At 68.5% G+C, this 23,981-nt stretch carries 22 protein-coding genes; 9 read left to right on the top strand and 13 right to left on the bottom strand.

The window, feature by feature from the left end; all coding sequences use genetic code 11:
- Positions 1-29: 29 nt before the first annotated feature.
- Positions 30-1,202: a tRNA guanosine(34) transglycosylase Tgt gene (gene tgt, locus K5880_RS10945; RefSeq protein ID WP_297651622.1), complete on the top strand. Its 1,173-nt coding sequence runs from the start codon at positions 30-32 to the stop codon at positions 1,200-1,202.
- On the opposite strand, the gene ygiD is transcribed toward tgt, so the two are convergent.
- The 6 genes from ygiD to K5880_RS10915 form a co-directional block, all read right to left on the bottom strand.
- Positions 1,199-2,089, bottom strand: coding sequence for a 4,5-DOPA dioxygenase extradiol (ygiD, locus tag K5880_RS10940; protein WP_297651619.1), 891 nt, complete (start codon positions 2,087-2,089; stop codon positions 1,199-1,201). The two genes, tgt and ygiD, sit on opposite strands and share 4 nt — an antisense overlap.
- A gap of 103 nt (positions 2,090-2,192) precedes the next feature.
- Entirely contained in the window at positions 2,193-3,257 is a 1,065-nt protein-coding gene (locus K5880_RS10935; protein ID WP_297651615.1) for a zinc ribbon domain-containing protein, read from the bottom strand.
- A gap of 46 nt (positions 3,258-3,303) precedes the next feature.
- Positions 3,304-4,095 (bottom strand): DUF2145 domain-containing protein, encoded by a 792-nt coding sequence (locus tag K5880_RS10930; protein WP_297651612.1) that lies wholly within the window; start codon positions 4,093-4,095, stop codon positions 3,304-3,306.
- 8 nt (positions 4,096-4,103) lie between these two features.
- On the bottom strand, positions 4,104-4,559 hold the full coding sequence (locus K5880_RS10925) for a hypothetical protein (RefSeq protein ID WP_297651608.1): 456 nt from the start codon (positions 4,557-4,559) through the stop codon (positions 4,104-4,106).
- A gap of 44 nt (positions 4,560-4,603) precedes the next feature.
- Positions 4,604-5,107 (bottom strand): YiaA/YiaB family inner membrane protein, encoded by a 504-nt coding sequence (locus K5880_RS10920; RefSeq protein ID WP_297651605.1) that lies wholly within the window; start codon positions 5,105-5,107, stop codon positions 4,604-4,606.
- Between the two features lie 148 nt (positions 5,108-5,255).
- Positions 5,256-7,214: an MFS transporter gene (locus K5880_RS10915; protein WP_297651600.1), complete on the bottom strand. Its 1,959-nt coding sequence runs from the start codon at positions 7,212-7,214 to the stop codon at positions 5,256-5,258.
- Positions 7,215-7,354: 140 nt separating this feature from the next.
- Here K5880_RS10915 and K5880_RS10910 point away from each other — a divergent pair, with 140 nt between their 5' ends.
- Positions 7,355-8,086 carry a helix-turn-helix transcriptional regulator gene (locus K5880_RS10910; RefSeq protein WP_297651598.1) on the top strand — a complete coding sequence of 244 codons (732 nt, stop codon included), beginning with the start codon at positions 7,355-7,357 and terminating at the stop codon, positions 8,084-8,086.
- Between the two features lie 165 nt (positions 8,087-8,251).
- Entirely contained in the window at positions 8,252-9,430 is a 1,179-nt protein-coding gene (locus tag K5880_RS10905) for an MFS transporter (RefSeq protein WP_297651595.1), read from the top strand.
- On the opposite strand, the gene K5880_RS10900 is transcribed toward K5880_RS10905, so the two are convergent.
- The 6 genes from K5880_RS10900 to K5880_RS10875 all read right to left on the bottom strand — a co-directional run bounded on the left by K5880_RS10900 (position 9,427) and on the right by K5880_RS10875 (position 15,846).
- Positions 9,427-10,653 carry an osmoprotectant NAGGN system M42 family peptidase gene (locus tag K5880_RS10900; RefSeq protein ID WP_297651593.1) on the bottom strand — a complete coding sequence of 409 codons (1,227 nt, stop codon included), beginning with the start codon at positions 10,651-10,653 and terminating at the stop codon, positions 9,427-9,429. The genes K5880_RS10905 and K5880_RS10900 overlap by 4 nt on opposite strands.
- Entirely contained in the window at positions 10,650-12,401 is a 1,752-nt protein-coding gene (gene ngg, locus K5880_RS10895) for an N-acetylglutaminylglutamine synthetase (RefSeq protein WP_297651591.1), read from the bottom strand. The genes K5880_RS10900 and ngg overlap by 4 nt, the downstream gene beginning before the upstream one ends.
- Positions 12,402-12,413: 12 nt before the next feature.
- Positions 12,414-14,186 (bottom strand): N-acetylglutaminylglutamine amidotransferase, encoded by a 1,773-nt coding sequence (locus tag K5880_RS10890; RefSeq protein WP_297651589.1) that lies wholly within the window; start codon positions 14,184-14,186, stop codon positions 12,414-12,416.
- A 303-nt stretch (positions 14,187-14,489) separates the two neighbouring features.
- Complete coding sequence (locus tag K5880_RS10885) at positions 14,490-14,858, bottom strand: hypothetical protein (RefSeq protein ID WP_297651587.1); 369 nt, start codon at positions 14,856-14,858, stop codon at positions 14,490-14,492.
- 10 nt (positions 14,859-14,868) lie between these two features.
- Complete coding sequence (locus tag K5880_RS10880) at positions 14,869-15,033, bottom strand: DUF1328 domain-containing protein (protein WP_297651585.1); 165 nt, start codon at positions 15,031-15,033, stop codon at positions 14,869-14,871.
- A 180-nt stretch (positions 15,034-15,213) separates the two neighbouring features.
- Positions 15,214-15,846 carry a response regulator transcription factor gene (locus K5880_RS10875; protein WP_297651583.1) on the bottom strand — a complete coding sequence of 211 codons (633 nt, stop codon included), beginning with the start codon at positions 15,844-15,846 and terminating at the stop codon, positions 15,214-15,216.
- 245 nt (positions 15,847-16,091) lie between these two features.
- Between K5880_RS10875 and K5880_RS10870 the strand changes: the two genes are divergently transcribed.
- The 6 genes from K5880_RS10870 to K5880_RS10845 all read left to right on the top strand — a co-directional run bounded on the left by K5880_RS10870 (position 16,092) and on the right by K5880_RS10845 (position 20,623).
- Positions 16,092-16,337, top strand: coding sequence for a CsbD family protein (locus tag K5880_RS10870; protein ID WP_297651581.1), 246 nt, complete (start codon positions 16,092-16,094; stop codon positions 16,335-16,337).
- Between the two features lie 63 nt (positions 16,338-16,400).
- Complete coding sequence (locus K5880_RS10865) at positions 16,401-16,862, top strand: BON domain-containing protein (protein WP_297651579.1); 462 nt, start codon at positions 16,401-16,403, stop codon at positions 16,860-16,862.
- Positions 16,863-16,980: 118 nt separating this feature from the next.
- Positions 16,981-17,292 carry a BON domain-containing protein gene (locus K5880_RS10860; protein ID WP_297651577.1) on the top strand — a complete coding sequence of 104 codons (312 nt, stop codon included), beginning with the start codon at positions 16,981-16,983 and terminating at the stop codon, positions 17,290-17,292.
- Between the two features lie 155 nt (positions 17,293-17,447).
- Positions 17,448-17,849, top strand: coding sequence for a response regulator (locus K5880_RS10855; protein ID WP_297651575.1), 402 nt, complete (start codon positions 17,448-17,450; stop codon positions 17,847-17,849).
- Positions 17,850-17,867: 18 nt separating this feature from the next.
- Entirely contained in the window at positions 17,868-19,265 is a 1,398-nt protein-coding gene (locus K5880_RS10850; protein ID WP_297651573.1) for a CHASE3 domain-containing protein, read from the top strand.
- On the top strand, positions 19,265-20,623 hold the full coding sequence (locus tag K5880_RS10845; RefSeq protein WP_297651571.1) for an ATP-binding protein: 1,359 nt from the start codon (positions 19,265-19,267) through the stop codon (positions 20,621-20,623). The genes K5880_RS10850 and K5880_RS10845 overlap by 1 nt, the downstream gene beginning before the upstream one ends.
- On the opposite strand, the gene K5880_RS10840 is transcribed toward K5880_RS10845, so the two are convergent.
- The gene (locus K5880_RS10840) at positions 20,600-23,902 is read right to left on the bottom strand and encodes a PAS domain-containing protein (protein WP_297651569.1); all 3,303 of its coding nucleotides are present in this window, start codon (positions 23,900-23,902) and stop codon (positions 20,600-20,602) included. The genes K5880_RS10845 and K5880_RS10840 overlap by 24 nt on opposite strands.
- Positions 23,903-23,981 lie beyond the last annotated feature (79 nt).

Raw genomic sequence — 23,981 nt, 5'->3', positions numbered from 1 at the left:
CACCCGACATCCTCCGTTGAAAGTGCACCATGCTGCAGTTTGAAGTCCTCCAGAACGACCCCACGAGCCACGCGCGGCGGGCCCGGCTCACGCTCAACCACGGCGTGGTGCAGACACCCATCTTCATGCCCGTGGGCACCTACGGCACCGTCAAGGGTGTGATGCCGCAAAGCCTGCACGACATGGGCGCGCAGATCATCCTGGGCAACACCTTCCACCTCTGGATGCGCCCGGGGCGCGAGGTCATGGCCAGCTTCGGCGGCCTGCATGCCTTCGAGCAGTGGCACAAACCCATCCTCACCGATTCGGGCGGCTTCCAGGTGTGGAGCCTGGGCGCGATGCGCAAGATCACCGAGGAAGGTGTGACCTTCGCCAGCCCCGTCAACGGCGACAAGCTCTTCATGTCACCCGAGGTCAGCATGCAGATCCAGACCGGGCTGAACAGCGACATCGTGATGCAGCTCGACGAGTGCACGCCCTACGAGACCAACGGCCACATCACCACCGAAGCGGAGGCGCGCAAGAGCATGGAAATGAGCCTGCGCTGGGCCAAGCGCTCGCAGGACGAGTTCGCGCGGCTGCAGAACCCCAACGCGCTGTTCGGCATCGTGCAGGGCGGCATGTTCGAGCACCTGCGCCAGGAGTCGCTGGACGCGCTGGTGGCCATGGACTTCCCGGGCTACGCCATCGGCGGCGTGAGCGTGGGCGAACCCAAGGAACAGATGCTGCAGATCATGGCGCACACGCCGCACCGCCTGCCCGCGCACAAGCCGCGCTACCTGATGGGTGTGGGCACGCCCGAAGACCTGGTGCAGGGCGTGGCCGACGGCGTGGACATGTTCGACTGCGTCATGCCCACGCGCAACGCACGCAACGGCACGCTGTTCACGCGCTTTGGCGACCTGAAGATCCGCAACGCGCGCCACAAGACCGATCACCAGCCGCTGGACCCCACCTGCACCTGCCATGCCTGCGCCGGTTCAAGCGGGGTCAGCTGGGCCGACGGCGGGCGCGAGGGCTTCAGCCGCGCCTACCTGCACCACCTGGACCGCTGCGGCGAAATGCTTGGCCCCATGCTGGCGACCATCCACAACCTGCACTACTACCTGAACCTCATGCGCGAGGTGCGCGAGGCACTGGACGCCGGCACGTTCAGCGCATTCCGCGCGCAGTTCAAGGCCGACCGGGCGCGCGGCGTCTAGCCAAACTGCAGGCAGCGCATGCTCAGCGTGCCGCTGTGGAAGGCCTCAAAGACGTGCTTCGGCACCTGCCCCGCGTCGGCCGCGCCCAGGGCGTAGAGAAAGGGCCAGTAGTGGTCTGGCGTCGGCACCGCCATGCGCGCGGACATGTCCAGGCCGATGTAGTCCTGCAAGGACTTGTCATCGCGCTGGTCGAGCGCGAGCTTGACCCGGTCATCAAACGACTGCGCCCACGGACGGCTGGCCCTGGCCTGCTCGGGCGTGCCCCGGTCGGTCGCGCGCAGGTTGTGCACGATGTTGCCGCTGCCGATGATCAATACCCCCTGCTCGCGCAAGGCCTGCAGCTCGCGGCCCAGGGTGTAGTGGAAATCGGCCGGCTTGTCGTAATCGATCGAGACCTGGAACACCGGCACGTCCGCTTTCGGAAACAGGTGGTGCAGCACCGTCCAGGTGCCGTGGTCCAGCCCCCATTCGGTCGTGGGCACGCTGGGGTTGCTGCGGATCAACTTTGCTGCGGCGCGCGCCAGTTCGGGGTGGCCCTTGGCCGGGTACTGCATCTCGTGCAGCTGGCGCGGGAAGCCGCCAAAGTCGTGGATCGTCGGCGGCTTCTCGTTCACCGTCACGCCTGTGGCACCGCTGGTGAGCCAGTGGGCCGAGACGACCAGGATCGCGCGCGGTGCGGGCAGGCGCTTGCCCCAGGCCGCGAGTTCGCGGGTGAACCGGTTGTCCGAGATCGCGTTCATGGGGCTGCCGTGGCCGATGAACAGCACCGGCAGGCGCTGCGCTTTGCCGGCGGCGTGGACGGCGGGCACCGTGGTACTGAGCGACAGCAGCGCGGCGGACACCGCGCTCAGGGACGTGGATTCGAGGAAGAGACGACGGGAGAACATGGGGTGATGGCAGATGGGGAAGGGTGCGCCTTCTCTGCGGAAGGCAGATCGTAGAGCGGGGCGCACCCGCCATGGTTCCCGCCCGCCTCAGAGAAAGCGGCGCTCAGACCGTTGGCGCCCCGGCAGCGTCCGTTCGAGCTGCGGGCTCGCCGCACGCATAGCAGTAGCGCGCGAACGCGCTCTTGCGCGCCTGGCAGGCGCCGCAGCGGTTGTGCAGGCCCATCCCGCAGTGCGGGCAGAAATCGTTCTTCGGGTCCTTCAGGTCCACCGTGCGCTCGCAGCCCGGGCACACGCCCTTGGCCAGACGGGTCTGCGCCAGGTCGTAGTCCAGTTCCTGGCGGCGCTGCCGGTCGGGCAGGGTTTCGGCCTGTTGCTGGCGCTCCAGGTAGCGCTGCAGCGCCTGGATCGCGTAGCGCCCGCCGATCACCGTGATCACGATGCCGACGATGTAGCGCACGTAGCCCCCGTAGCTCGGCAGGTAGGGCACGAGCTCGACGAAGAACGCGAACAGCGCGAAGAAGATGAAGCCCCACACGAAGGGCCAGTACGTGCTCCTGCGCTGTTTCGCGAACAGCCAGCCCGCCGCCACCAGCAAGGGCAGCGTGAGCGCCAGGCGGTAGAGGAACACGCGCAACGCCTGCGCGCGCATGGCGGACTCAAACGACTGGCGCGCGCCCTCCTGCATCTGCGCCAGCTCGGCCTGGGCGCGCTGTTGCGCCTGCCGCGCGTTGAGCGCCGCCTGCTGTTGCGCCTCCACCGCCGCAAGCGCCTCGCGCTCGCTGCCGCGGTAGCCCTCCAGTTGCCGCGTGCGCTCGATCAGTTCCGGGTCCTGCTCGGGCCGCTGCGTGGCGTTGCGCGTGGCCAGCCAGTTGCTGAAGGTGTCGCGCGCGGCGCGGTGGTTGGCTTGCGCGGTGCGGTGGCGCAACTGCGCCTGGTCCAGCGCGTCCTGCGCGTCCCGGGCCGCGCGCTGCGCGGCATCGATGGTCTGCCGCAGCTGCGGCGCGCGCTGCGGGTCCAGAAAGTCGTCAAGCGTGCGTTCCTGTTCCACCTGGGGCAGATCGCCCACGATGGTGCTGCCCAGTCCCACCAGGAACCATGCGAACACGAACGCCACCAGCCACAGCCCGCGGCGAAACCATTTCTCCGACCATCGCAATGCCTTGCCCATGTTCAGGCCCTCCAGGAATATTGAAACGAATAAAGACGGTGCCGGATCACAGTGCCAGCGCCTGCGGCGCCGACGCCATGCCGCTGCGCGTGAACCAGTGAAACACCGAGTCCACCGTCACGGTCTCGATGCGGTCCGAGAATCGCTTCTCGTTCGGGTGATCGTCGAAGGCCACGTTGGCGGTGCCGGCACGCGCGCCCAGCCGGGTGAACGCACCGAGCCGCAGCGTGGTCGGCTGGTAGGCCTTGAAGCGCAGCCAGGCCTGGGCCTGCTCGCGCGTCGTCACGCCCGGCTCGGCCACCATGGCCAGCGTCTCGATTGCCCACTGGTTGGACTGCTGGTAGCGCTGGCTCCAGGGGTAGCTCACCAGGTTGTACGGCTTCTCGTGCAGCGCCACGGCACGGCGCGGGTCGGACAGCAGCGCGAGCAGCGGCGCCTGCAGCGCCGGCGCCGGCACCGCCCACGCAGCCTCGTGGCGCCAGAGGTCATCCAGGAAAAATTCGCCCAGCCCCTGCCGGTACAGGTCTGCCGTCGCCGTGCCGCACTGGTTGAGCTTGTGCAGCACGCGCCACGGCCCTTCGGCGGTCTTGTAGGCCCAACCCAGGTGCGAGTAGCGCAGCTGGTACTTGCTCAGGTCCTGCCCGGCGCGCGCCAGCACCACCACGCGCGCGCCGCTGCGGGCATGTTCGGCGTCCAGCGCCTGCGCGGTGCGCTGCGCCAGCGCCATGCCCTGTTCGATGCCCTGGGCTGTCAGTGGCTTCTGTTCGCAGGAGCGCCCGGCGTGGGCGGCGCCCAGAAGCCCCAGCGCCAGGGCCAGGCCGCAAGCCATCCGTTTCATCGCGCGGCTCATTGCGTCACCCGCTCGTTGTGCAGCAGGGCGCGGCCCAGCTCATTGGGGATGAAAGCCAGCACCTCGCCCGCCGCCGACAGCAGCACGCCGGTGCCGATGACGCTCACCGCCACCACCGTGCCCACACCGACCACCACACCCGACGCGGCGCGCCCGACCACCTCCACGCTGGCGCGGGCGCCGTCGGAGGCGCGCTCCAGCACATAGACCGTGCCGCGCGCGGTGCTCTCCACCGCCTTCACCACCAGCACCGCGCCGGCCGTGGACAAGGCCACCGGCACGGCGCTGACCGCCGCCGCGCCCACCGAGGCCGTGGCCACCACGGAGGCCACCGGCAGCAGGGACACGGCGGCCGACGCCTCGCTTTGCGCCCTGGCGGGCGCGCTGGCCACCGACAGGGCCAGGCACAGGCCGGCCACGAGCGACACCGATTTCCACTTGAACGTGTTCATGAATGACTCCGACTTGAAAGGGACAGAAGGGAAGAGGTCTGCGCTCATTCGGCCTGGGCAGCAACGCGTTCCTGCATTGCCTGCTGGCGGCCCAGCATCTCGCCACGCACCTGGGCCTCGCTCAGGTCGGCTTCGTGGCGGTCGCGCAGGGTCTTGGCCAGCGTGAACGCCGACGTGACCAGGTAGAGCCAGCTCACGCCCAGGTAGGCGCGGTAGGTGTCGTTGATCTCCATGCGCAGCAGGCCCCAGCCCGTCAGGCCCATGGCGACGGCGAAACCACCCCAGACCACCAGCCGCCACATCGGCGTTTCAGCCTCCCCGCCGAGCGACGCCTTCTGGCCGTCGCGCACCGCCTTGGAGAGCACGAACACCGTGGACAGACAGAACACATAGCCCATCACCATGAATGCGCGGTCCAGCGCCTGCCCGGGCAGGTAGGCCAGCCCGGTGGCGCACAGGAAGACGGCGATACCGAACGACACCCAGACCTGCAACTGCCAGGCACGGGTGTCGCGCATCACGATGAGGGGAGAACGGTTCGAGGCCATGTGCAAAACCCTTCGGGGTTGTTGAGGAGCCGCGATGGTGGCCCCAGGCCGCGCCGAAAGACCCAGAAACCTGGACCTGTATCGAGGATGGGTCTCATAGGTATCAAAAAATGATACCTAAAGCCAGAGCGGAAGCCCCGGCGCGCGCTCAACGCAGCAACTGCGCCACCCGCCCGTGCAGAGCATCCGGCGTCACCGCCGACGGCGCCAGCGGCTCGCCCACGTTGAGCCCGACCCGGTTGAACAGCCCGCGCCGGAACGGCCGCACCATCGCGGTCTTCTCGCCGTTGCGAACCTCGACCCGGCTGAAGAACGAACCCCAGAGGTTGGTCAGCGCCATCGGGATCACCGGCACCTGCAGGCCGTCGGCTTCGGCGCGTTCGAGGATCTTCATCACGCCGCCCTTGAAGGGCTGCAGCGTGCCGTCGGCGGTGATGGCGCCCTCGGGGAAGATCGCCAGCAGCTCGCCTTCGCGCAGCACCGCGGCGGCGGCGGCGAATGCGGCCTCGTAGGCGGCCGGGTCTTCCTTCTGCGGCGCCACGGGAATGGCCTTGGCCAGGCGGAACAGCGCGCCCAGCACCGGCACGCGGAAGATGCGGTGGTCCATGATGAAGCGGATCGGGCGCGGGCTGGCGGCCATGAGCAGCACCGCGTCGACAAAACTCACGTGGTTGCAGACGATCACGGCCGCGCCCTCGGTGGGGATGTGCGCGTCGCCCGTGACCTTGAAGCGGTAGACGCAGCGCGAGGCCACCCAGGCGATGAAGCGCAGCAGGTACTCGGGCACCAGCATGAAGATGTAGAACGCCACCACCGCGTTGGCCAGGCCCACCAGCAGGAACATCTGCGGAATGGTGAAACCGGCCTGGAGCAGAGCCCCCGCGATGACCGCGCTGGCCACCATGAACAGCGCGTTGAGGATGTTGTTGGCCGCGATGATGCGCGCGCGGTGCGTGGGCTGGCTGCGCATCTGGATCAGCGCGTACATGGGCACGCTGTACAGGCCTGCGAACAGGCTGAGCAGGGCCAGGTCGGCCAGCACGCGCCAGTGCGCCGCGTCCGCCACGAAGGCCTGCAGGCCCAGGCCGCTGGCGGGCGGCAGGCCGCGGGTGGCGAAGAACAGGTCGATGGAAAACACGCTCATGCCGATCGCGCCCAGCGGCACCAGGCCGATCTCCACATGCCGGCGCGAGAGCACCTCGCACAGCAGCGAGCCGGTGGCGATGCCGACGGAGAACACCACCAGCAGCAGCGAGGCCACCTGCTCGTCGCCGTGCAGCACGTCCTTGGCGAAGGCCGGGAACATGCTCAGGAAGACGGCCCCGAAGAACCACATCCAGCTGATGCCGAGCACCGAGCGGAACACCACCGTGTTGCCGTAGGCGAGCCGGAGGTTGCGCCAGGTTTCGGTGACCGGGTTCCAGTTGATCCGCAGGCCCGGGTCCATCGCCGGCGACACCGGAATGTGGTGGGCGGTCCACCGGCCCAGCACCGCCAGGCCCACGCAGGTGAAGCCCACATGGTGCGCGCCGATCTCGGGCACGGCGATGATCAGTCCGCCGGCCACGTTGCCCAGCAGGATGGCCACGAAGGTGCCCATCTCCACCACGCCGTTGCCGCCGGTGAGCTCACGCTCGTTCAGGTGCTGCGGCAGGTAGGCGAACTTGACCGGCCCGAACACGGTGGACTGCAGGCCCATGAGGAAGATGCTGGCCAGCAGCAGCGGGATGTTCTGCACGAAGAAGGCCCAGGCCGCCAGCGCCATGATGAGCACCTCCGCGCGCTTGAGCCACACGATCAGCAGGCGGCGGTCCAGCTTGTCGGCGAGCTGCCCGCTGGTGGCGGAGAACAGCAGGAAGGGCAGGATGAACAGCGCGCCGATCACCAGCCCGGCCAGCTCCGGGGGCAGCCAGCTCACCTGCAGCTGGTAGGTGACGAGCACGGTGAAGGCGAACTTGAACAGGTTGTCGTTCGCCGCGCCGAGGAACTGCGTCCAGAAGAACGGCGCGAAGCGGCGCTGGCCCAGCAAGGCGAACTGCCCGCCTTCGTGGGCAGACGCAGCGGGCGTGGCGGCCGCGTCGGGCTCTGTGGTGGCGGTGTGGCTCATGCAGTCTCCTCCTGTGGCGTTGTTGCGGCGGATTCTGCCGCACGCCGCAGTGTGGTGCGTGCCCCGCCAGAAAGTCTCCCCTTCCGATACAGTCGAGCCACCCCGAACCCACGGTACCGCATGCCGATACCCGACAACCCATGAGCACCACCAGCGACCTCGTCCTCGCGCTCAAGAAGGAACTCAAGTCCGCGCAGATGACTTATGCCGACCTGGCCCGGGCCCTGGGCATGGCGGAGTCCAGCGTCAAGCGCATGCTGGCCAGGGGCGACATGTCGCTCTCGCGGGTGGACGAGATCTGCCGCGCGCTCAAGCTGGACTTTGCCGATCTGGCGCGCCGCGTGGCCGACACCCAGCCGCTGCTGCGCGAGATGACGCAGGAGCAGGAACGCGCGGTGGTGGCCGACAAGAAGCTGCTGCTGGTGGCCATCTGCGTGCTCAGCCAGTGGACGCTGGAGCAGATCACCTCGCGCTACCGCCTGAGCGAGGCCGAGTGCGTGAAGTACCTGGCGCAGCTCGACCGCATCGGCATCATCGAGCTGCGCCCGCTCAACCGCTACCGGCTCAAGCTGGCCAAGACCTTCCGCTGGCGCCCCCACGGCCCGGTGATGAACTACTTCCGCGAGCACGCCCTGCTGGACTATTTCGCGGGCGGTTTCGACGGCAGTGGCGAGGGCGTGATGCTGGTGCATGGCTCGGTCAGCCGCACGCTGGCGCCGGCGTTTCTGGAGCGCCTGCAGCGCGTGGCGCAGGACTTTGCGCAGCAGCACCAGACCGACCAGAAGCTCGGTGACAACGACCGCGAGGGCTACACCCTGGTGCTGGCGATGCGCAGCTGGGAATTCGAGGCCTTCACGCAGCTGCGGCGCTGACATGGGTGAACACCCCCCTGCGCCGCTGACGCGGCTTCCCCCCTCTCTGGCGCCTTCGGCGGGGAGGGGGGACCACCTCTCGGGCCGGCGGAGCCGGACCCTTGAGGCGCCTGGGACCCAGCCCCCGTTGGTCCCGCGCGCCGCAGAAAACCGACTGAGACCTTTATGACCACCAATGACCGAGTCCCCCGCCATGTCTTGCCGGTGCTGGTGCTGGCCCAGTTCATGGGCACCTCGCTGTGGTTCGCGGTCAATGCCGTCATGCCCGACCTGCAGCGCGAACTGGGCTGGCCCACCAGCGCGGTCGGTACGCTGACCTCGTCGCTGCAGTTCGGCTTCATCCTGGGCACGCTGGTGTTCGCGCTGCTGGCGATCGCCGACCGCTTCGCGCCGCGCCGCGTGTTCCTGGTCTGTGCGCTCGCGGGCGCGGCCTGCACCGTGGGCGCATGGTGGATGGTGCGCGACTACAGCGCCCTGTTGATCTGGCGTTTCGCCACCGGCTTCTTTCTCGCGGGCATCTACCCGGTGGGCATGAAGATCGCGGCGCAGTGGTACACGCGTGGCCTCGGTGGTGCGCTCGGCTTGCTGATTGGCGCGCTGGTGCTGGGCTCGGCCAGCGCGCATGCGCTGCGCGCGCTCAGCGGCGCCCTGCCCTGGCCCACGCTGATGCTGGGCGTGGCCGCGCTGGCCGCGGCCGGGGGCCTGTTGCTGTTCTTCGGCACCACCGACCCGCCCCACGCGCAGGCGCGGGTTTCAGTACTTCAGTGGCGCGCCCTGGCCACGCTGTGGACCGATGCGCGCGTGCGCAGTTCGGTGCTGGGCTATTTCGGCCACATGTGGGAGCTCTACACCATGTGGGTGATGGTGCCGCTGGTGCTGGCCACGCGCCTGCACGGCACCGGCCTGTCGTGGGCGGCGTTCGCGGTGCTCGGCGCGGGCGTGATCGGTTGCGCCGGCGGCGGCTGGGTGGCCCAGCGCTGGGGCAGCGCGCGCGTGGCCGGCACGCAGCTGGCCACCAGCGGCCTGTGCTGCCTGGCCGCGTTCTGGATGATCGACGCGGGCGACCTGCTGTTCTACGGCTGGCTGGTGCTCTGGGGCATCACCGTCTCGGGCGACTCGCCGCAGTTCTCCACGCTGACCGCGCGCAACGCGCCGCCGCAGGCGGTGGGCAGCGTGCTCACGCTCACCAACAGCATCGGCTTCGGCATCTCGATCGCGAGCATCCTGCTGTTCGTGGCGCTGGCCGAACATGTCCCGCTGGGCGCGCTGCTGCCCTGGCTCGCCATCGGGCCGGCGCTGGGACTGTGGGCCTTGTGGCCGTTGTGGCGCGAGGAGTCGCGCTAGCTGCTCTCTGACGACACCGTGCCGTCAGCCTCAAGGAATTCCTGCGGATCGGGCAGCGCGGTGGGCGAGACCTGCATCTCCCCGGGCTTGAGCTGCTCGGTGAAGCCTTCGAGCGAGCCCATGGACTTGCGGTCGCGTCGGGCCACCGGGTCGGACAGCAGGTAGGCCACGCTGAGCTCGGCCAGGGCCTGCAGCGAATCGCGGTGCGTGCGCTCCTGGGCGTGCGAGGCGTCGGCGCCGAAACCGATCAGCGCGGTGCGGATGTCGTTGCCGGCCTCCACCGCGGCGGCGGAGTCGGAGCGGTAGAAGCGGAATACGTCGCGCCGGTGCGCGATGCCATGCATGCGCGCCAGTTCGATCAACTTGTGCGTGAGGTGGTAGTCGAACGGGCCGGCCATGTCCTGCATGCAGATGGTGGCAGCGCGCTCGTCGGTGTTCTGACCGGGCGCGGCAATCGCGATGTCCAGGCTCACCATTTCGGCGATGTCGCCATGCAGCGCCGCCGACGAACCGGATCCCACCTCCTCGGTGATGGTGAACAGCGGGTGCGCGTCCACCGGCAGTTTTCGCCCGCTGTCGACGATGGCCTTGCAGGCGGCGAGCAGCACGGCCACCGCCGCCTTGTCGTCCAGGTAGCGCGAGTTGATGTACCCGTCGACCTGCACCTCGGGCTGCGGATCGAAGGCGATCCAGTCACCGACGTGGACGCCCGCGTCCGTCAGGTCCCGCGCGCTGTGCGCGGGCAGGTCCACGCGCACCTCCACGTGGTCCCAGCTGGACGGCTGGGTGTCGATCTCACCGCCGTAGGCGTGGCCCGAGGTCTTGAGCGGCAGGCAGGTGCCACGCAGCTGCTGCGTGTCGGTGAACACCGTGAGGCGACCACCTTCGGCAAACCGCGAGGACCAGCTGCCGATGGGCACGATGCCGATGCGCCCGTTGTCCTTGAGCTCGCGCACCATCGCGCCCAGCGTGTCCAGGTGCGCGACGATGGCGCGCGCCGGGCGCGCCTCGCGTCCCTTGAGCGTGGCGCGGATGGCGCCGCGGCGCGTGATCTCGTAGGGAATGCCGATGGTGTCGAGCCGGCTCGCCGTGTAGCGCACCACGGCGTCGGTCAGGCCCACCGGGCTGGGAATGGCCAGCAGCTGCAGCATCGTCTCTTCGAGAAACGCGTAGTCGATCGGTGGCAGGGCGGGCGTGGCCGCCGTGGCGGGGGTCTTGGTCATGTGTGGGTCTCTTCAAGCGTTGAGCCGGGGAACAGCAGGTCGACGAAGCGCTGTGCCGTGGGCTGGGGTTCGTGGTTGGCCAGGCCGGGCCGTTCGTTGGCTTCGATGATCACGTGCTCGGGCCCGTCGACCGCGGGCACCAGGAAGTCGAGCCCGGTCACGGGCACGTCGAGCACGCGGCTGGCGTGTTCGGCAGCGTTCTTCAGTGCGGGGTGCAACTGATCGGTGACATCGTGGATGGTGCCGCCCGTGTGCAGGTTGGCGGTCTTGCGCACGGCCAGCGACTGGCCGAAGGGCAACACGTCGTCCAGTGCATGGCCCTGCAGGCCGATGCAGCGGCGCGTCTCGCCATCGACCGGGATGCGCGACTCGCCCCCCGTGGCGGCCGCGCGGCGCCGGCTCTGCTTGTCGATCAGCTGCGCGATGCTGGACTGGCCATCGCCCACCACGGTGGCGGGCTTGCGGATGGCGGCGGCCACGACCTGGTGGTTGATGACCACGATGCGCAAATCCTGCCCTTCGCAGTACTGCTCCAGCAGCACACGCTCGCCGAAGTGGCTGGCGTTCTCGATCGCGGCCTCCATGTCGTCTGTGGAGGTGAGGTTGACCGCGATGCCCTTGCCCTGTTCACCGTCGACCGGCTTGACCACGATGGCGCCCTGCTCGCGCAGGAAGGCGGCGTTGTGTTCGGCATCACCGGCCAGGGTCTGCCGCGGCACCTGCAGCCCCGCCTGCGCCAGCAGGCGCACGGTGACGCGCTTGTCCGCGCAGCGGCTCATGGCCACCGCGCTGGTGAGTTCCGAAAGCGATTCGCGGCAGACCACGCTGCGCCCGCCGAGGCTGAGCTTGAAGTAGCCGTTTTCCGCGTCGATCACCTCCACACGGATGCCCCGGCGGCGCGCCTCGTCCACGATGATGCGGGCGTAGGGGTTGAGGCCGTCGCCACTGCCTGCCCCACCGGTGAACAGCGGCTCGTTGATCGCGTTGCGCCGCTTCACCGCGAACACCGGGATGTGCTGGAAGCCGAGCTTCTGGTACAGCGCGATGGCCGAGGCGTTGTCGTGCAGCACGGACACGTCCATGAACGCACGGCCGCGTGCCTGGAAGTGTTCGGCCAGGTAGCGCGTGAGGGCTTCGCCGATGCCCGGGTGGCTGGCCTGTGGCGATACCGCCAGCGCCCACAGGCTCGATCCGGGTTCGGGGTCGGCAAACGCCTCGGCATGGTCCAGCCCCATGGCCACGCCAAGCACCTCGCCCGTGTCGCGGTCTTCGGCCAGGGCATAGACCACCTGGCGCTCGGCGCGCTGGCCCCAGACCAGGGCCGGGTCCACCGGCACCATGCGGCGCGCGCGGTAGATGGCGTTGACGGCGGCCACGTCGGCGCGCGAGCGCAGACGCCGCACCGTGAAGCCGCGCCGCGCCGCGCGAGCGGGCGTGTAGTTGTTGAGCGCGAGCCGGAACGTCTCCGACGGGTCGACGAAGAGCTGCTGCGGCGCGTGCGACACCACCACGTGCGGCTTGTCCACATAGAAGGCGATGTCGCGCTGACCGGGCTGTTCCTCCAGCAGGGCGGCGGCGATGTCGGCCGGATCGGCAAAGGTGTGGCCGGCCACCAGCCGGCCCCAGCCGCAGGTGGCGATGACGTTACCGCGCGGCAAGGTGTGGCCGCGCGGATGCTCGGCCTGCGGCATGGCTTCGCGGCCCAGCCGCAGGGCCCTTTGCGCTTGCTGTGCGTGTTTGCGTTGCATCGTTGCTCTCCTTCAATGCAGGTGGGTTTGCAGCCAGATCTCCAGCAGGCCGAGCTGCCAGAGCTTGGAGCCGCGCAGCGGCGTGATGTGCGCCGACGGGTCGTCCAGCAGGCGCTGCACGTAGGCCGGCTGGAACAGACCGCGTTCGCGCGCGGCGCGGCTGTGGAGCGCGTCGCGCACGTTCTCCAGCACCGCGCCCTTGAGATGCTTGAGCGCGGGCACGGGGAAGTAGCCCTTGGGCCGATCGATCACCTCGGACGGGATCACGCGGCGCGCGGCCTCCTTCAGGATGCCCTTGCCGCCGCCCGCGAGCTTGTGGCGCGCGGGAATGCGCGCGGCCAGTTCGACCAGCTCGTGGTCCAGGAAGGGCACGCGCGCCTCCAGGCCGAAGGCCATGGTCATGTTGTCCACGCGCTTGACCGGGTCGTCCACCAGCATGACGGTGGTGTCCAGCCGCAGCGCCTGGTCCACCGGGTCGCTCGCGCCGGGCGCGGTGAGGCGCTGCGCCACGTAGTCCGCGGTGTGGTCCCTGCCGAGCCAGGGTGCCTGCAGCAGCTCGCCCATTTCGGTGTGGTCGCGGTCGCGGAAGGCGGCCAGGTAATCGGCCACCGGGTCCGTGCTGCCCTGCAGCCTGGGGTACCAGTGGTAGCCGCCGAACACCTCGTCGGCGCCCTGCCCACTCTGCACCACCTTGCTGTGGCGCGACACCGCCTCGGACAGCAGGTAGAAGCCGATGCAGTCGTGGCTGACCATGGGTTCGCTCATGGCGGCGATGGCCTCGGGCAGGCGGTTCAGCAGCTCGGCCTCGGGCACGAAGATGCGCTCGTGCGTGGTGCCGAAGCGCTGCGCGACGATGTCGGCGTACTCGAACTCGTTGCCCTTCTCGCCGCCCACGTCCTCGAAGCCCACGTTGTAGGTTCGCAGGTCGCGCACGCCGGCCTCGACCATGAGGCCGACGATGAGGCTGGAGTCCACGCCGCCCGAGAGCAGCGCGCCCACCGGCACGTCGGCCACCAGGCGGCGCTTGACGGCCGCGCGCAGGCCGTCAAGCAGGATTTCGCGCCAGTCGTCGAACGAGCGCGCCTCATCCGCAGCGTCGCGTTCGTAGCTCAGCGACCAGAAGCCGTGTTCGGTGGTCGCGCCGTCGGCCTCGATCTGCATCAAGGTGCCGGGCGCGAGCTTGCGCACACCGCGCAGGAGGGTGTGGGGTGGCGGCACGATCGCGTGCAGCGAGAGATAGTGGTGCAGGCCTACCGGGTCGATCGCGGTGTCGACGCCACCGGCCGCAAGCAGCGCGGGCAGCGTGGAAGCGAAACGCAGGCCGCCCGCGATGGGTGCGAGGTACAGCGGCTTGATGCCCAGGCGGTCGCGCCCGAGCAGCACGCGACCACTGTCACGCTCCCAGATGGCAAATGCAAACATGCCGTTGAGCCGCTTCACGAAGTCCGGCCCCCAGGCGTGCCAGGCCTTGAGCAGCACCTCGGTGTCGCCGGTGGAATGGAAGTGGTAGCCCTTGGCCTCGAGCTCCTTGCGCAGCTCGGCGTGGTTGTAGACCGCTCCGTTGAACACGATGCCGGCGCCCAGGGTGGGGTCGAACATGGGCTGCTGCGCCGCGTCTGACAGGTCCATGATCTTCAGTCGGCGGTGGCCGAAGCCGAAGCGGTCGCTCACCTGCAGACCCTGCCCATCGGGGCCGCGCGGGCGCTGCTGCTGGATCATGCGCGCCAGCGCCTCGACGTCGACGGCTGCGCCGTCAAACCGGATTTCTCCTGCGATTCCACACATGCGGGTCTGCCCTCCTGACAGGAAAGCCGATCACCGCAACGCCTCAGACAAAAAGGAGTGCCCGGTCGCTGCCGGGCGGGTCTGTGAATGGGGGAATGGGGTACGGGATCGGCTGGCGCACGGCGACCGGTGGAGCAGGCGCCACAGAAGGGGCACCAACAGAAAGCTGTCCGCAGACACCCGGACTGCGCCGGGACTTCCCTGACTCCGGGGCACGAGGTGCACACGGGGTTGAAGATGAAGTGAGCCGGCTATTATATTCGAATTGATATGAATGTCAATGAAATCCCATCGAATTTCATATTATGACGACCCGTCCCGGGTGTGGCTGCGCAGCATGGCCGCGAGCTGCTCCATCGCCGGCGCGTCGGCGTGATCCACTTCCGTCGGCTCGGTGGGTTCGAGCATGTCGTTCGAGTCGTCGAACACGTGCAGGCGGGCCTGGGGCGCGGCTTGGGCAAGAAAGCGTTCGAAGGCAGGCACCAGCACGCTGTTCAGCTCAAGATCGAGGATGAGCAGGTGCACGGGCATGTGCGTGGCCTGCGCCATGGCCTCCAGGTAGGTTTCGGCCTGCTCGATGCGGCAGTCCGGGGCGCACTCCCGCACGCAGCGGCGCAAGGCGTCGCGCCGTGGCCCGCTGCGGGCCACCAGCAGCACGATCGACTCATGCACCGCTGCGACCTCAGCGCTTGCGGATCAGGCCGAAGACGACCGAGACGAGTGCCAGTACCAGGAAAATCACGAACAGCACCTGGGCGATGCCGGCCGCGCTGGCAGCGATGCCGCCGAAACCCAGGACGGCAGCGATCAGTGCAATGACGAAAAAAACCACAGCGTAGTGCAACATGGTGGGCTCCTGTAAGAGGTCGGTGATCCGACCCGCTGGTGAGTTCACAACGACCGCCGTTGTGATGACTTCACTGTAGGGAGGCCCGTTCAACAACGCTGCAAGCCCACGCCCCGCGCGTGCGTAGGAAAAAGCCGACAACCCGGCGCCAGCACCGGGGGCGCCGCGCCGCTGGGAGCCTCACTGGATGAGGCCGTTCTTCAGCGCGTAGTAGGTGAGCTCGCTGTTGCTGGTGAGCTTGAGTTTCTCGAGCACGCGCGTGCGGTAGGTGCTCACGGTCTTGACGCTCAGGAACATGGCCTCGGCCATGTGCCCGATGGTCTCACCCTGGGCCAGGCGCAGGAATACCTGCAGCTCGCGCTCGGACAGCAGCTCGTGCGGTGCGCGTTCGGCGTCACCCACCGCGTTGTCGGCCAGCAGCTCGGCCACCGCCGGGCTGATGTAGCGCCGCCCGCGCGCCACGGTGCGGATGGCGGTGACGATTTCCTCCGGCGCGCACTCCTTGTTGAGGTAACCACTGGCGCCGTTGCGCAGCAGGATGGTGGCGTACTGCGCTTCCGGAAAACCGCTGAGGATGAGCACCGGCAGATCGGGGAAGCGCGCCTTGATCGCCTGCAGCGCATCCACGCCGCCGTGGTCAGGCATCGAGATGTCCATCAGCAGCACGTCGACCTCGCCGCCGCGCGCCAGTTCGAGTGCCTCGCGCCCGTTGTTGGCCTCGCCGGTCACCTTCAGGTCGACATGTTCGCCGAGGAACTGGCGCAAGCCGGATCGCACGATGGCGTGGTCGTCGACGATGCCTACCTTGATCATGGTGTCCTTGAGATGCGCATGGGATGGTGCGGCTGCAATTTAACAGGCCCGGCTCGGGCTGACCGTCAGACAGCTCCTACAAGACCGCCACGCGCATCGGCGATGTCCTACAAGCGCATGGCGGCACGCCCGACATCGCATGCGGCCCGCGTTTCCTACAGTGACTTCACGGCACGACGCCCACCGCGTCCAGGCCGCCACCGGCTTCCCGGCCGGTTCCGCAACCACCATTGAAGGAGTCACACATGAACTGGGATCGCATTGAAGGCAACTGGAAGCAAGCCAAGGGCAAGATGATCGAACAGTGGGGCAAGCTCACGGACGACGACCTCGACGTCGTGGCCGGCCGGCGCGAACAGCTCGCCGGCAAGATCCAGGAACGCTACGGCTGTGCCAAGGACGAAGCCGAACGCCAGGTGGCCGAATGGGAGCGCCGCGTCGGCGACGACTGGTTCGACAGCAGCCCGGACAAGAAGCAGAAGCGGCACTGAGCCACACCCACCCGTTATCCACCCATCCGCCGGCACAGCCCGGCGACCTGAAAGGAATTCATCATGAAACGCACCACCCGATACACCGCCCTTGCTGCCGCCGCTCTGGCATCCACCCTCATCATGGCCTGCGGTCAGCAGGAAGATGCCACCGTGGGCCAGCGACTCGACGGCGCGGTTGAAAGCACGAAGGACGCAGGCACCGAGTTGCGCGCCGACACCCGGGACGCCGCACAGGACCTCAAGGCCGCGGGCAGCAGCGCCGCCGACACGCTGAGCGAGACGGGCGAGCGCATGGCCTCCGGCGCCGCCGACATGGCGATCACCGCCAAGGTCAACGCCGCGCTGGCAGGCGACGCACAGCTCAGCGCGCTGAAGATCGACGTGGACACGAGCAACGGCATGGTCGAGCTCAAGGGCACGGCCCCCGATGCCGCGTCCCGCGACCGCGCCACCATGCTGGCCTCCGCCGTGGAAGGCGTTCAGCGCGTGGAAAACCGCCTGACGGTCGAATCCAAGGGCTGATACCCGGCTCTGATATCCCGCTTCGAATGACCACCCCTGCCCTGCGCGCGCGGACTTTCAATCCGAAGGTCCGCCTGCCGGGCAGTCATACCCACCACTGTCCCCCGAGGAGATTTCCATGAAACTCACCCATGCCGTACTCGCCGCCGCCGCGGCCCTCGCTGTCGTCCAGGTCACCGGCTGCGCCGTGGCCCGCGATCAGCAGACCGTGGGCGCCTACATCGACGACACCACCCTCACCACCCGCGTGAAGGCCCGCTTTGCCAAGGACCCGGTCGTCAGCGCCACCTCGCTCAATGTCGAGACCCTCAACGGCACGGTGCAGCTTTCCGGCTTTGCCAAGTCCGCTGCCGAGCGCAGTACCGCGGAGAGCCTGGCCAGAACCACGGAGGGCGTGAAGAGCGTTCGCAACGACATCGTCGTGCGCTGACACCGGCTTGCGGCCGAACTTCACGGACTTCGGTCCGTGTAGGACATGGCCTACAGATCACGAGGTGTCGCCGGTGATACAAACACACACGAACGCAGCATGATGGTTGCATTCGTGTCCCGCCACTCCATGCCTCGCCCACTTCCCGCCCGCACATGTCGCCGCTCCGAACTTTCATCGTCGAGGACAACAAGGTCATCTACGAGAACCTCGTTTCCACGCTCGAGGAACTGGCCCACGTCGAGGTGGTCGGCCACGCGCGCGACGAGTCCACCGCCGTGCAGTGGCTCGGAAGCGGCGACCGTTTTGATCTCATGATCGTCGACATCTTCCTGCTGGCCGGCTCGGGACTGGGCGTGCTCAAGGCCGCGCAGGACGCCCATCTGCCGGCGCACAAGGTGGTGCTCACGAACTACGCGACCGCCGACATCCGCCGGCGCTGTGCGGCACTGGGCGCCGATCGCGTGTTCGACAAATCCTGCGAGCTTGAGGACCTGATCACCTACTGCGAGCGCATCGCCGACGGCTCGGTCACCGCGCCGGGTGATCTTCAATAGGCCTGGCAACGCCCGCCGATGTCCTTCGCACAGCCCTGGCGCAACGCACAGTGGGGAACGCCACTGGCGACTGTGCTGGCAATGCTGCTGGCGCTCGCGGTCTTTGCGGGATCGGAATGGACCTACCAGCGTGCGCTGGACTCGCTGTTCAGCATGGGTGGGCGCGACAACGCACGCACCGCGGTGCAGACCGTGATGCGCCGCCTGCTCGACGTCGAAACCGCCCAGCGCGGCTACCTGCTCACCGGCCGCGCGCAGTACCTGGCTCCCTACACGGCAGCGGAGACCGACATGGCGCATGCCATCAGCCGGCTGCGCGAACACCACCGCAGCGACCCCGAACTCCTGGGGTTGGTGGATGCGCTCGAGCAACGCGTGCTGGAGAAGGCGTCCGAAGTGTCGGAGACCATCTCGCTGTACAACGAGGGGCTGCACGACAGCTGGAAAGGCCTGCTGCTGACCGACATCGGGCGCGAGAAGATGGAGAGCGCGCGCCGCATTGCCGACGTGCTGCTGCTCACCGAGGAGCGCCGCGTCGCGGGAGAACGCGCTGACATCCTCCGTATCCTGGGCGCGGGCCGGGTAGGCGTGCACGCGCTCACCCTGCTCAGCCTTCTGGCCTACATCTTTTTCCTGCGCAAGAACGCAGCGCTGCAGGCCAGTCAGCTCGATCACGCGCGCCAGTTGCAAACCGAGCGCGATCTGCTGGAGCAGCAGGTGCGCCTGCGCACCGGGGAGCTTGCCCGGCTCAACCTGAGCCTGCAGGAATTGCGCGACGACGAACGCAGCGGGCTCGCGCGTGCGCTGCACGACGAACTCGGCGCGTTGCTGACCGCCGCCAAGCTCGACCTGACTCGCCTGCACCACGCACTGACGACGCCGACGGCGGACGTGGCCACGCGCCTGCAGCACCTGGGCGCCACGCTGGACCAGGGCATCGACATGAAGCGGCGCCTGATGGAGAGTCTCATGCCCGTCGCGCTGCACCACCTCGGCCTGCAGGCCGCGATCGAGCAGCGCGCGCTCGAGTTCGAAGAGCGGACCGGTGTGCCCGTTGCGCTGCAGCTGCAGGCAGGGGCGGTGGCGGACGAAGCGGCCCGGCAGGCACTGTTCTCGGTGGTGCAGGGCGCGCTGTCCAACATCGAGCAGCATGCCCACGCGACCCGGGTGGACGTGTCGCTGACCAGCACCGGCACGGAGTTCGTGCTGACACTTGCCGACAACGGCCAGGGGTTCGCCGGCCCCGCGGGCTCGGCGTCCGCCCTTGGTCTGAAGAACCTGCGGCATCGCATCGAGTCGCTCGGCGGCCGTTTTGCAGTGACATCGGTTCCGGGAGAAGGCACGCGGGTGCAGGCGCGCCTGCCGGCCTCCAGCGCTGAGCGGCAAGCTCTCGGCCCACGTGCTACAACGCCGTGATGATCAAGTCGTCCATCAATCGGGTGGTCCGCACGCACTACGCGATGCCCATCATCGTGGCACTGGCGGTGATCACCATGGCGATCACCGAAAGCACCTACCAGCATTCGCGCTCCACCCTTGCGCAGGGCATCACCCTGACCGATGCACGCCTGCAGGCCGCGCGCACGCTGCAGACGCTGACCGACGCCGAAACCGCAGCGCGTGCCTACATCAACAGCACCGACGCGGGCGACCTCGAAAACTACCGAGAAGCCATCAACGAGATGGAGAGCGTGCGCAAGGGCGTATTCCAGCTGCTGACCGATCTGGACCCACAGCGCACCCTGGCCCTGGGCGATGTCGGCCAGCACATCGACGCACGCGCGGCCACGCTGGAGCAATGGGTGCGCCTGGCCGAACAGGGGCGAGCGGCCCGGGCCCAGGAACTGGCCAGCGGCGATCAGGGACGACTTCGCTATGCCGAGTTGCGCCAGGAGTTCGAATTCGTGCTGGAGCGGGCGGCGGCCATCCAGACCATGGCCCGTGTTTCGCTCTACGACGCCCTGCTGATCAACCGCGTCGCCCTGCACGGCCTTGTGCTGCTGGCGGTGGTGGCGCTGCTGCTGTTCCTGCGCCAGTTGCGCGAAAGCGATCGGCGCGAAGCGCAGGAACACGAGCGCCTGACGACCCAGGTGGCCCTGCGCACAACAGCCCTGCGCAATCTGGCCGGCCACCATGTGCATGCGCGCGAGGACGAGCGCGGTCGCGTCGCACGGGAACTGCACGACGAGATGGGCGGCCTGCTCACCGCGATGAAGCTGGAGATCGCGCGCCTGCGTCGCGTGCCCGACGTGCCCGCCGCGGCGCTGGAGCGGCTTGCCGGCATCGAGTTGCGGCTCAACGAGGGCATTGCCGTGAAGCGGCGCATCGTCGAACACCTGCGTCCCTCCTCGCTCGACCAGCTGGGCCTGATACCCGCGCTGGACATGCTGTGCCGGGACGCGGGCACCGGGCTGGGCATACCGGTGCACATGCACCTCTCGCCGGTCGAACTGGACAAGGACGCCGAGCTCACCGTGTACCGCCTGGTGCAGGAGTCGCTGACCAATGTGCGCAAGTACGCGCAGGCGCGCCAGGTGCTGGTGGAACTGGGGCAAACCGGCACCTGGGTGCGCGTGCTCGTGCGCGACGACGGTCTGGGCTTCGACACCGAATCCGTGCCCGCTGGCCACCACGGCCTGATGGGCATGCGGGTGCGGGTGGAGTCGCACGCCGGGCGCCTGGACGTCACGAGCACGCCCGGCAGCGGCACCTGTGTGCAGGCCGAGCTGCCGGCGCGGGTGCCGACAGTGTCAGCCGACACCGGGCCCGGGTGAAGGAATCCGGAACCAGAACGTGGCACCCTGGCCCACGTCGGACTCGGCCCATACGCGGCCGTTGTGCCGCTCGATGATGCGCGCCACGATGGCCAGCCCCACGCCCAGGCCCGGTACGTCGCCGCCATGGCCCAGCCGCTGGAACATGCCGAACAGCTTGCCCGCGTGGGCCATGTCGAAGCCCAGGCCGTTGTCGCGGACGTAGTAGGCGTTGCGGATGGCGTCATGGCCGACCTGGATCACCGGCTCGGCCTGTTGCGACGAGTACTTCAGCGCGTTGTCCAGCAGGTTGCTCAGCACCTGACGCAGCAACGCCGCGTCGCCCATGGCCGGTGGCAGCGGTCCAATGTCGATGCGGGCATTGCGCAACTGGGGCGACAGGCTCTCCGCCACCTCCAGTGCCAGCGTGCGCATGTCCACAGGCACCGGCTGCAGCTCCACCCGCACCACCCGCAGCACTTCGAGCATGTCGGTCAGCATCTGCCCCATGTTGCGCGAGGCCTTGACGATTCGGCCGAACATGTCGCGTGCGCCCGGACTCAAACCGGCCTCGTCTTCCTCGGCAATCACCGCGGCGAACCCGTTGACCGAGCGCAGCGGCGCGCGCAGGTCGTGCGCGATCGAGTACGACACGGCCTCCATGTCGCGCATCGATCGCTCCAGCGCCGCGGTGCGCTCCTCCACCCGCTGCTCCAGGCTGGCATTGAGCGCGCGCACCTCTTCCTGCGCCGCCACGCGGTCGGTGATGTCGATGTGGGTGCCCGACATGAAGAGCGCGCGCTGGTCCTCGTCGCGCCGGTGCACCCGTCCGCGCGCATTGACCCAGACCCAGTGGCCTTCCTTGTGCCGCAGGCGCAAGTCGCATTCGTAGTAGGGCAGCTCACCGGCGATGTGGCGGTCGCGCAGCGCGTTGGCGCGCACAAGATCGTCCGGGTGCGCCAGATACTCCCAGTCGCGGTTGTGCCGCAGTTGCAGCTCGTCCCGCGAATAGCCCAGGATCTCCGCCCAGCGATCGTTGATCGTCAGCTCGTCCGTGCCCAGGTTGACCTCCCAGACGCCGGGCCGCGTGGCCTCCAGGATCCAGGCCAGGCGCTGGCGCTCCGCGCCCAGTGATTCCTGGACCGCGATGTAGGAGGTGACGTCGGTGATCGTCCTGACGGCCGCGCCGTCGTCGAGCATGCGCGTGCCCACCTCCAGCACCCGCCCGTCCCGGGTTCGGCGCAGGTACTTGTCCGGCACCGACGCCTGTCCGCGCAGGGTCACGTAGTCGCGGCCGTTGGCGTCAACCAGCTGGTAGTTCTCGCCGAAATCGCCGCGCGCGGCCATGAAGGCGGAGACCGCGGCGTGCGACGGTCGGCCGGCCATCATGTCCTCGGGCAGATCGAGCATCTCCAGCATGCGGCGGTTGTAGAACGAGACAGTACCATCGCGCTCGATCTTGGCCAGCCCCTGGCTCATGCTGTCGAGCGTGACCTGCAGGGCCGCCGTGCGCTCCACCAGTGCGGCGGAAGTGACCTCCAGCGTGCGCACGGCACGTTCGCGCTCGGCATGGTGCTGCCGCGCCACCAGCAACTGGCGCACGACACCCAGCAACGGCTGCAGGAATTCGACATGCTCCAGCTGGTAGCCCTCCGGGTGGTGGCACAGGCCGACGACGGCACGCACCTGCCGCTCCACCACCAGCGGGATCAGCACCAGATTCGGAGAAGAGGACGGCCATCCCTCGATCTGTTCAAGCCCGGTGCTCGCGCAGGCCTGGTTGTGCACGAAGGGCTGACCACTTTCGATCGCTCTGCAGACCAGCGTGCCCTCCAGGTTGGCCTCGCGACCCGCCAGCGCCTGCGGCGCCAGCAACCGGCCCAGCATGGGCTCGTGGTTGCTGGCGTGATCCGCCGAACCAGCCTGCACTTCGACGATGAAACCGTTCTCGCTGCCGCTCGCCTTGAGGAGGTTGTCCAGCAGCGTGTCGAACACCTGTGGATTGCCCTCGTCGGAGATGTAGAGAGACTGGGCAACCCGAACGGCCTCAAGCATGCGGTGCTGCTGCTGCAGCTTCTGCTCCGCCCGCCGCGCATCGGTCACGTCCCAGGTGAAGCCGTGCCAGACCACCGTGCCGTCGCTCTCCCGGTTCGGAACGGCCTCCACGCTGTACCAGCGCTGCTCGCCCGTGGGCAGGTTGAAGCGCATGGTGTGGCGCCAGATCCGCATCGCCGCGGTCGCGGCCCGCAGCGACTCGACCACGCCCGGCCGGTCGTCGGGGTGCAGGTGGCGGAAGATTTCACGCGCGTCCTGCCGCAGGGCCCCGGGATCCACCCCCAGCATGTCGCGCACGACCTCGCTCACGAAGGAGAAGACGCTGCGGCCACCGGGCTGCAGCCTCGCCTGATACATCAGGCCGGGCACGCGCGCAGCCACGTTCTGCAACAGCGAGAGCTGTTGCTGCAGGCGCTGGATGGCCTCGCGCTCGGCGGTCACATCCTGCACCACGCCATAGTCGGTCTCGGGGTTGCCCTCGACGCGGGTGGTGCTCATGCGCGTGCGCAGCCAGCGCTGTCGCCCGTCGGGCATCACCCAGCGAAAGTCGAGTTCCCGCCCGTCCAGCGCCTCGCGCGCCGCCGTCCACGCCCGCAGGTCGTCCGGGTGGATGCCGCTGCGCGCCACGCGCTTGACCAGTTGCTGCTCGTCGGGGACGCGGCCCACGACACCGTACAGGCCTTCGGACCAGGCCACCGTGTCCGACCCGCGCACATTCGTCCAGGACCCCACGCGGGCCAGCTTCTCGATGGCCTGGTGCAGTTCCACTTGCGCCTGCAGCATCAGGTTGGACTGCCGAAGATGGGCCTCGGTTTCGGCACGGGCGGCCTCGGCCGCGACCTCGCGGTCGGCGTCGGTCACGCTCACCAGCAGGTAGGCCTCGCCCAGGTACTGCAGCCTGGCAACGCGCGTGCGCACCTGGCGCGTCGCGCCCGTGGGCAGGCGAACGGTGTACAGGACGTCTTCATCGTCCATCTGGCGCAGGAAACGCTGTCGGTCGGCCTCTTCGGCCCAGACGCCCGCCTGCACGCTGGTCTTGCCGACGGCCTGTTCGGCGCCGATGCCGGTCAGGGCCGACCAGGCCCGGTTGGCAGCAATGATCAGTCCGTCCGATTCCCGCGCCACGATCAAAGCCGTGGGTTGCTCGTCAAACAACAGCCCCAGCGGCAACTGGGGCCTGGATGCCCCGCCAGTCACCGGCTCCGACGCCTGAACCACCGCCAGCAGATTCTTGTCCGTGTTCATGAGGGCTCCATCACCCACACGTTGGTCCGACTCTTCTCTTGCGGTCGTGCCTGCCTTGATCCCTGGTGCGCCGCGATGT

Source organism: Hydrogenophaga sp., assembly GCF_025699295.1.
In the GTDB taxonomy this organism is placed as follows: Bacteria; Pseudomonadota; Gammaproteobacteria; order Burkholderiales; family Burkholderiaceae_C; genus Hydrogenophaga.
The sequence above is the reverse complement of the archived record's forward strand: the minus strand, read 5'-3'. Positions and strand labels throughout refer to the sequence as shown.

Excerpts from the sequence above, each read along its gene's own strand:
- tgt (WP_297651622.1), top strand. The coding sequence starts at position 30 with ATGCTGCAGTTTGAAGTCCTCCAGAACGACCCCACGAGCCACGCGCGG.
- ygiD (WP_297651619.1), bottom strand. The coding sequence starts at position 2,089 with ATGTTCTCCCGTCGTCTCTTCCTCGAATCCACGTCCCTGAGCGCGGTG.
- K5880_RS10935 (WP_297651615.1), bottom strand. The coding sequence starts at position 3,257 with ATGGGCAAGGCATTGCGATGGTCGGAGAAATGGTTTCGCCGCGGGCTG.
- K5880_RS10930 (WP_297651612.1), bottom strand. The coding sequence starts at position 4,095 with ATGAAACGGATGGCTTGCGGCCTGGCCCTGGCGCTGGGGCTTCTGGGC.
- K5880_RS10925 (WP_297651608.1), bottom strand. The coding sequence starts at position 4,559 with ATGAACACGTTCAAGTGGAAATCGGTGTCGCTCGTGGCCGGCCTGTGC.
- K5880_RS10920 (WP_297651605.1), bottom strand. The coding sequence starts at position 5,107 with ATGGCCTCGAACCGTTCTCCCCTCATCGTGATGCGCGACACCCGTGCC.
- K5880_RS10915 (WP_297651600.1), bottom strand. The coding sequence starts at position 7,214 with ATGAGCCACACCGCCACCACAGAGCCCGACGCGGCCGCCACGCCCGCT.
- K5880_RS10910 (WP_297651598.1), top strand. The coding sequence starts at position 7,355 with ATGAGCACCACCAGCGACCTCGTCCTCGCGCTCAAGAAGGAACTCAAG.
- K5880_RS10905 (WP_297651595.1), top strand. The coding sequence starts at position 8,252 with ATGACCACCAATGACCGAGTCCCCCGCCATGTCTTGCCGGTGCTGGTG.
- K5880_RS10900 (WP_297651593.1), bottom strand. The coding sequence starts at position 10,653 with ATGACCAAGACCCCCGCCACGGCGGCCACGCCCGCCCTGCCACCGATC.
- ngg (WP_297651591.1), bottom strand. The coding sequence starts at position 12,401 with ATGCAACGCAAACACGCACAGCAAGCGCAAAGGGCCCTGCGGCTGGGC.
- K5880_RS10890 (WP_297651589.1), bottom strand. The coding sequence starts at position 14,186 with ATGTGTGGAATCGCAGGAGAAATCCGGTTTGACGGCGCAGCCGTCGAC.
- K5880_RS10880 (WP_297651585.1), bottom strand. The coding sequence starts at position 15,033 with ATGTTGCACTACGCTGTGGTTTTTTTCGTCATTGCACTGATCGCTGCC.
- K5880_RS10875 (WP_297651583.1), bottom strand. The coding sequence starts at position 15,846 with ATGATCAAGGTAGGCATCGTCGACGACCACGCCATCGTGCGATCCGGC.
- K5880_RS10870 (WP_297651581.1), top strand. The coding sequence starts at position 16,092 with ATGAACTGGGATCGCATTGAAGGCAACTGGAAGCAAGCCAAGGGCAAG.
- K5880_RS10865 (WP_297651579.1), top strand. The coding sequence starts at position 16,401 with ATGAAACGCACCACCCGATACACCGCCCTTGCTGCCGCCGCTCTGGCA.
- K5880_RS10860 (WP_297651577.1), top strand. The coding sequence starts at position 16,981 with ATGAAACTCACCCATGCCGTACTCGCCGCCGCCGCGGCCCTCGCTGTC.
- K5880_RS10855 (WP_297651575.1), top strand. The coding sequence starts at position 17,448 with ATGTCGCCGCTCCGAACTTTCATCGTCGAGGACAACAAGGTCATCTAC.
- K5880_RS10850 (WP_297651573.1), top strand. The coding sequence starts at position 17,868 with ATGTCCTTCGCACAGCCCTGGCGCAACGCACAGTGGGGAACGCCACTG.
- K5880_RS10845 (WP_297651571.1), top strand. The coding sequence starts at position 19,265 with ATGATCAAGTCGTCCATCAATCGGGTGGTCCGCACGCACTACGCGATG.
- K5880_RS10840 (WP_297651569.1), bottom strand. The coding sequence starts at position 23,902 with ATGAACACGGACAAGAATCTGCTGGCGGTGGTTCAGGCGTCGGAGCCG.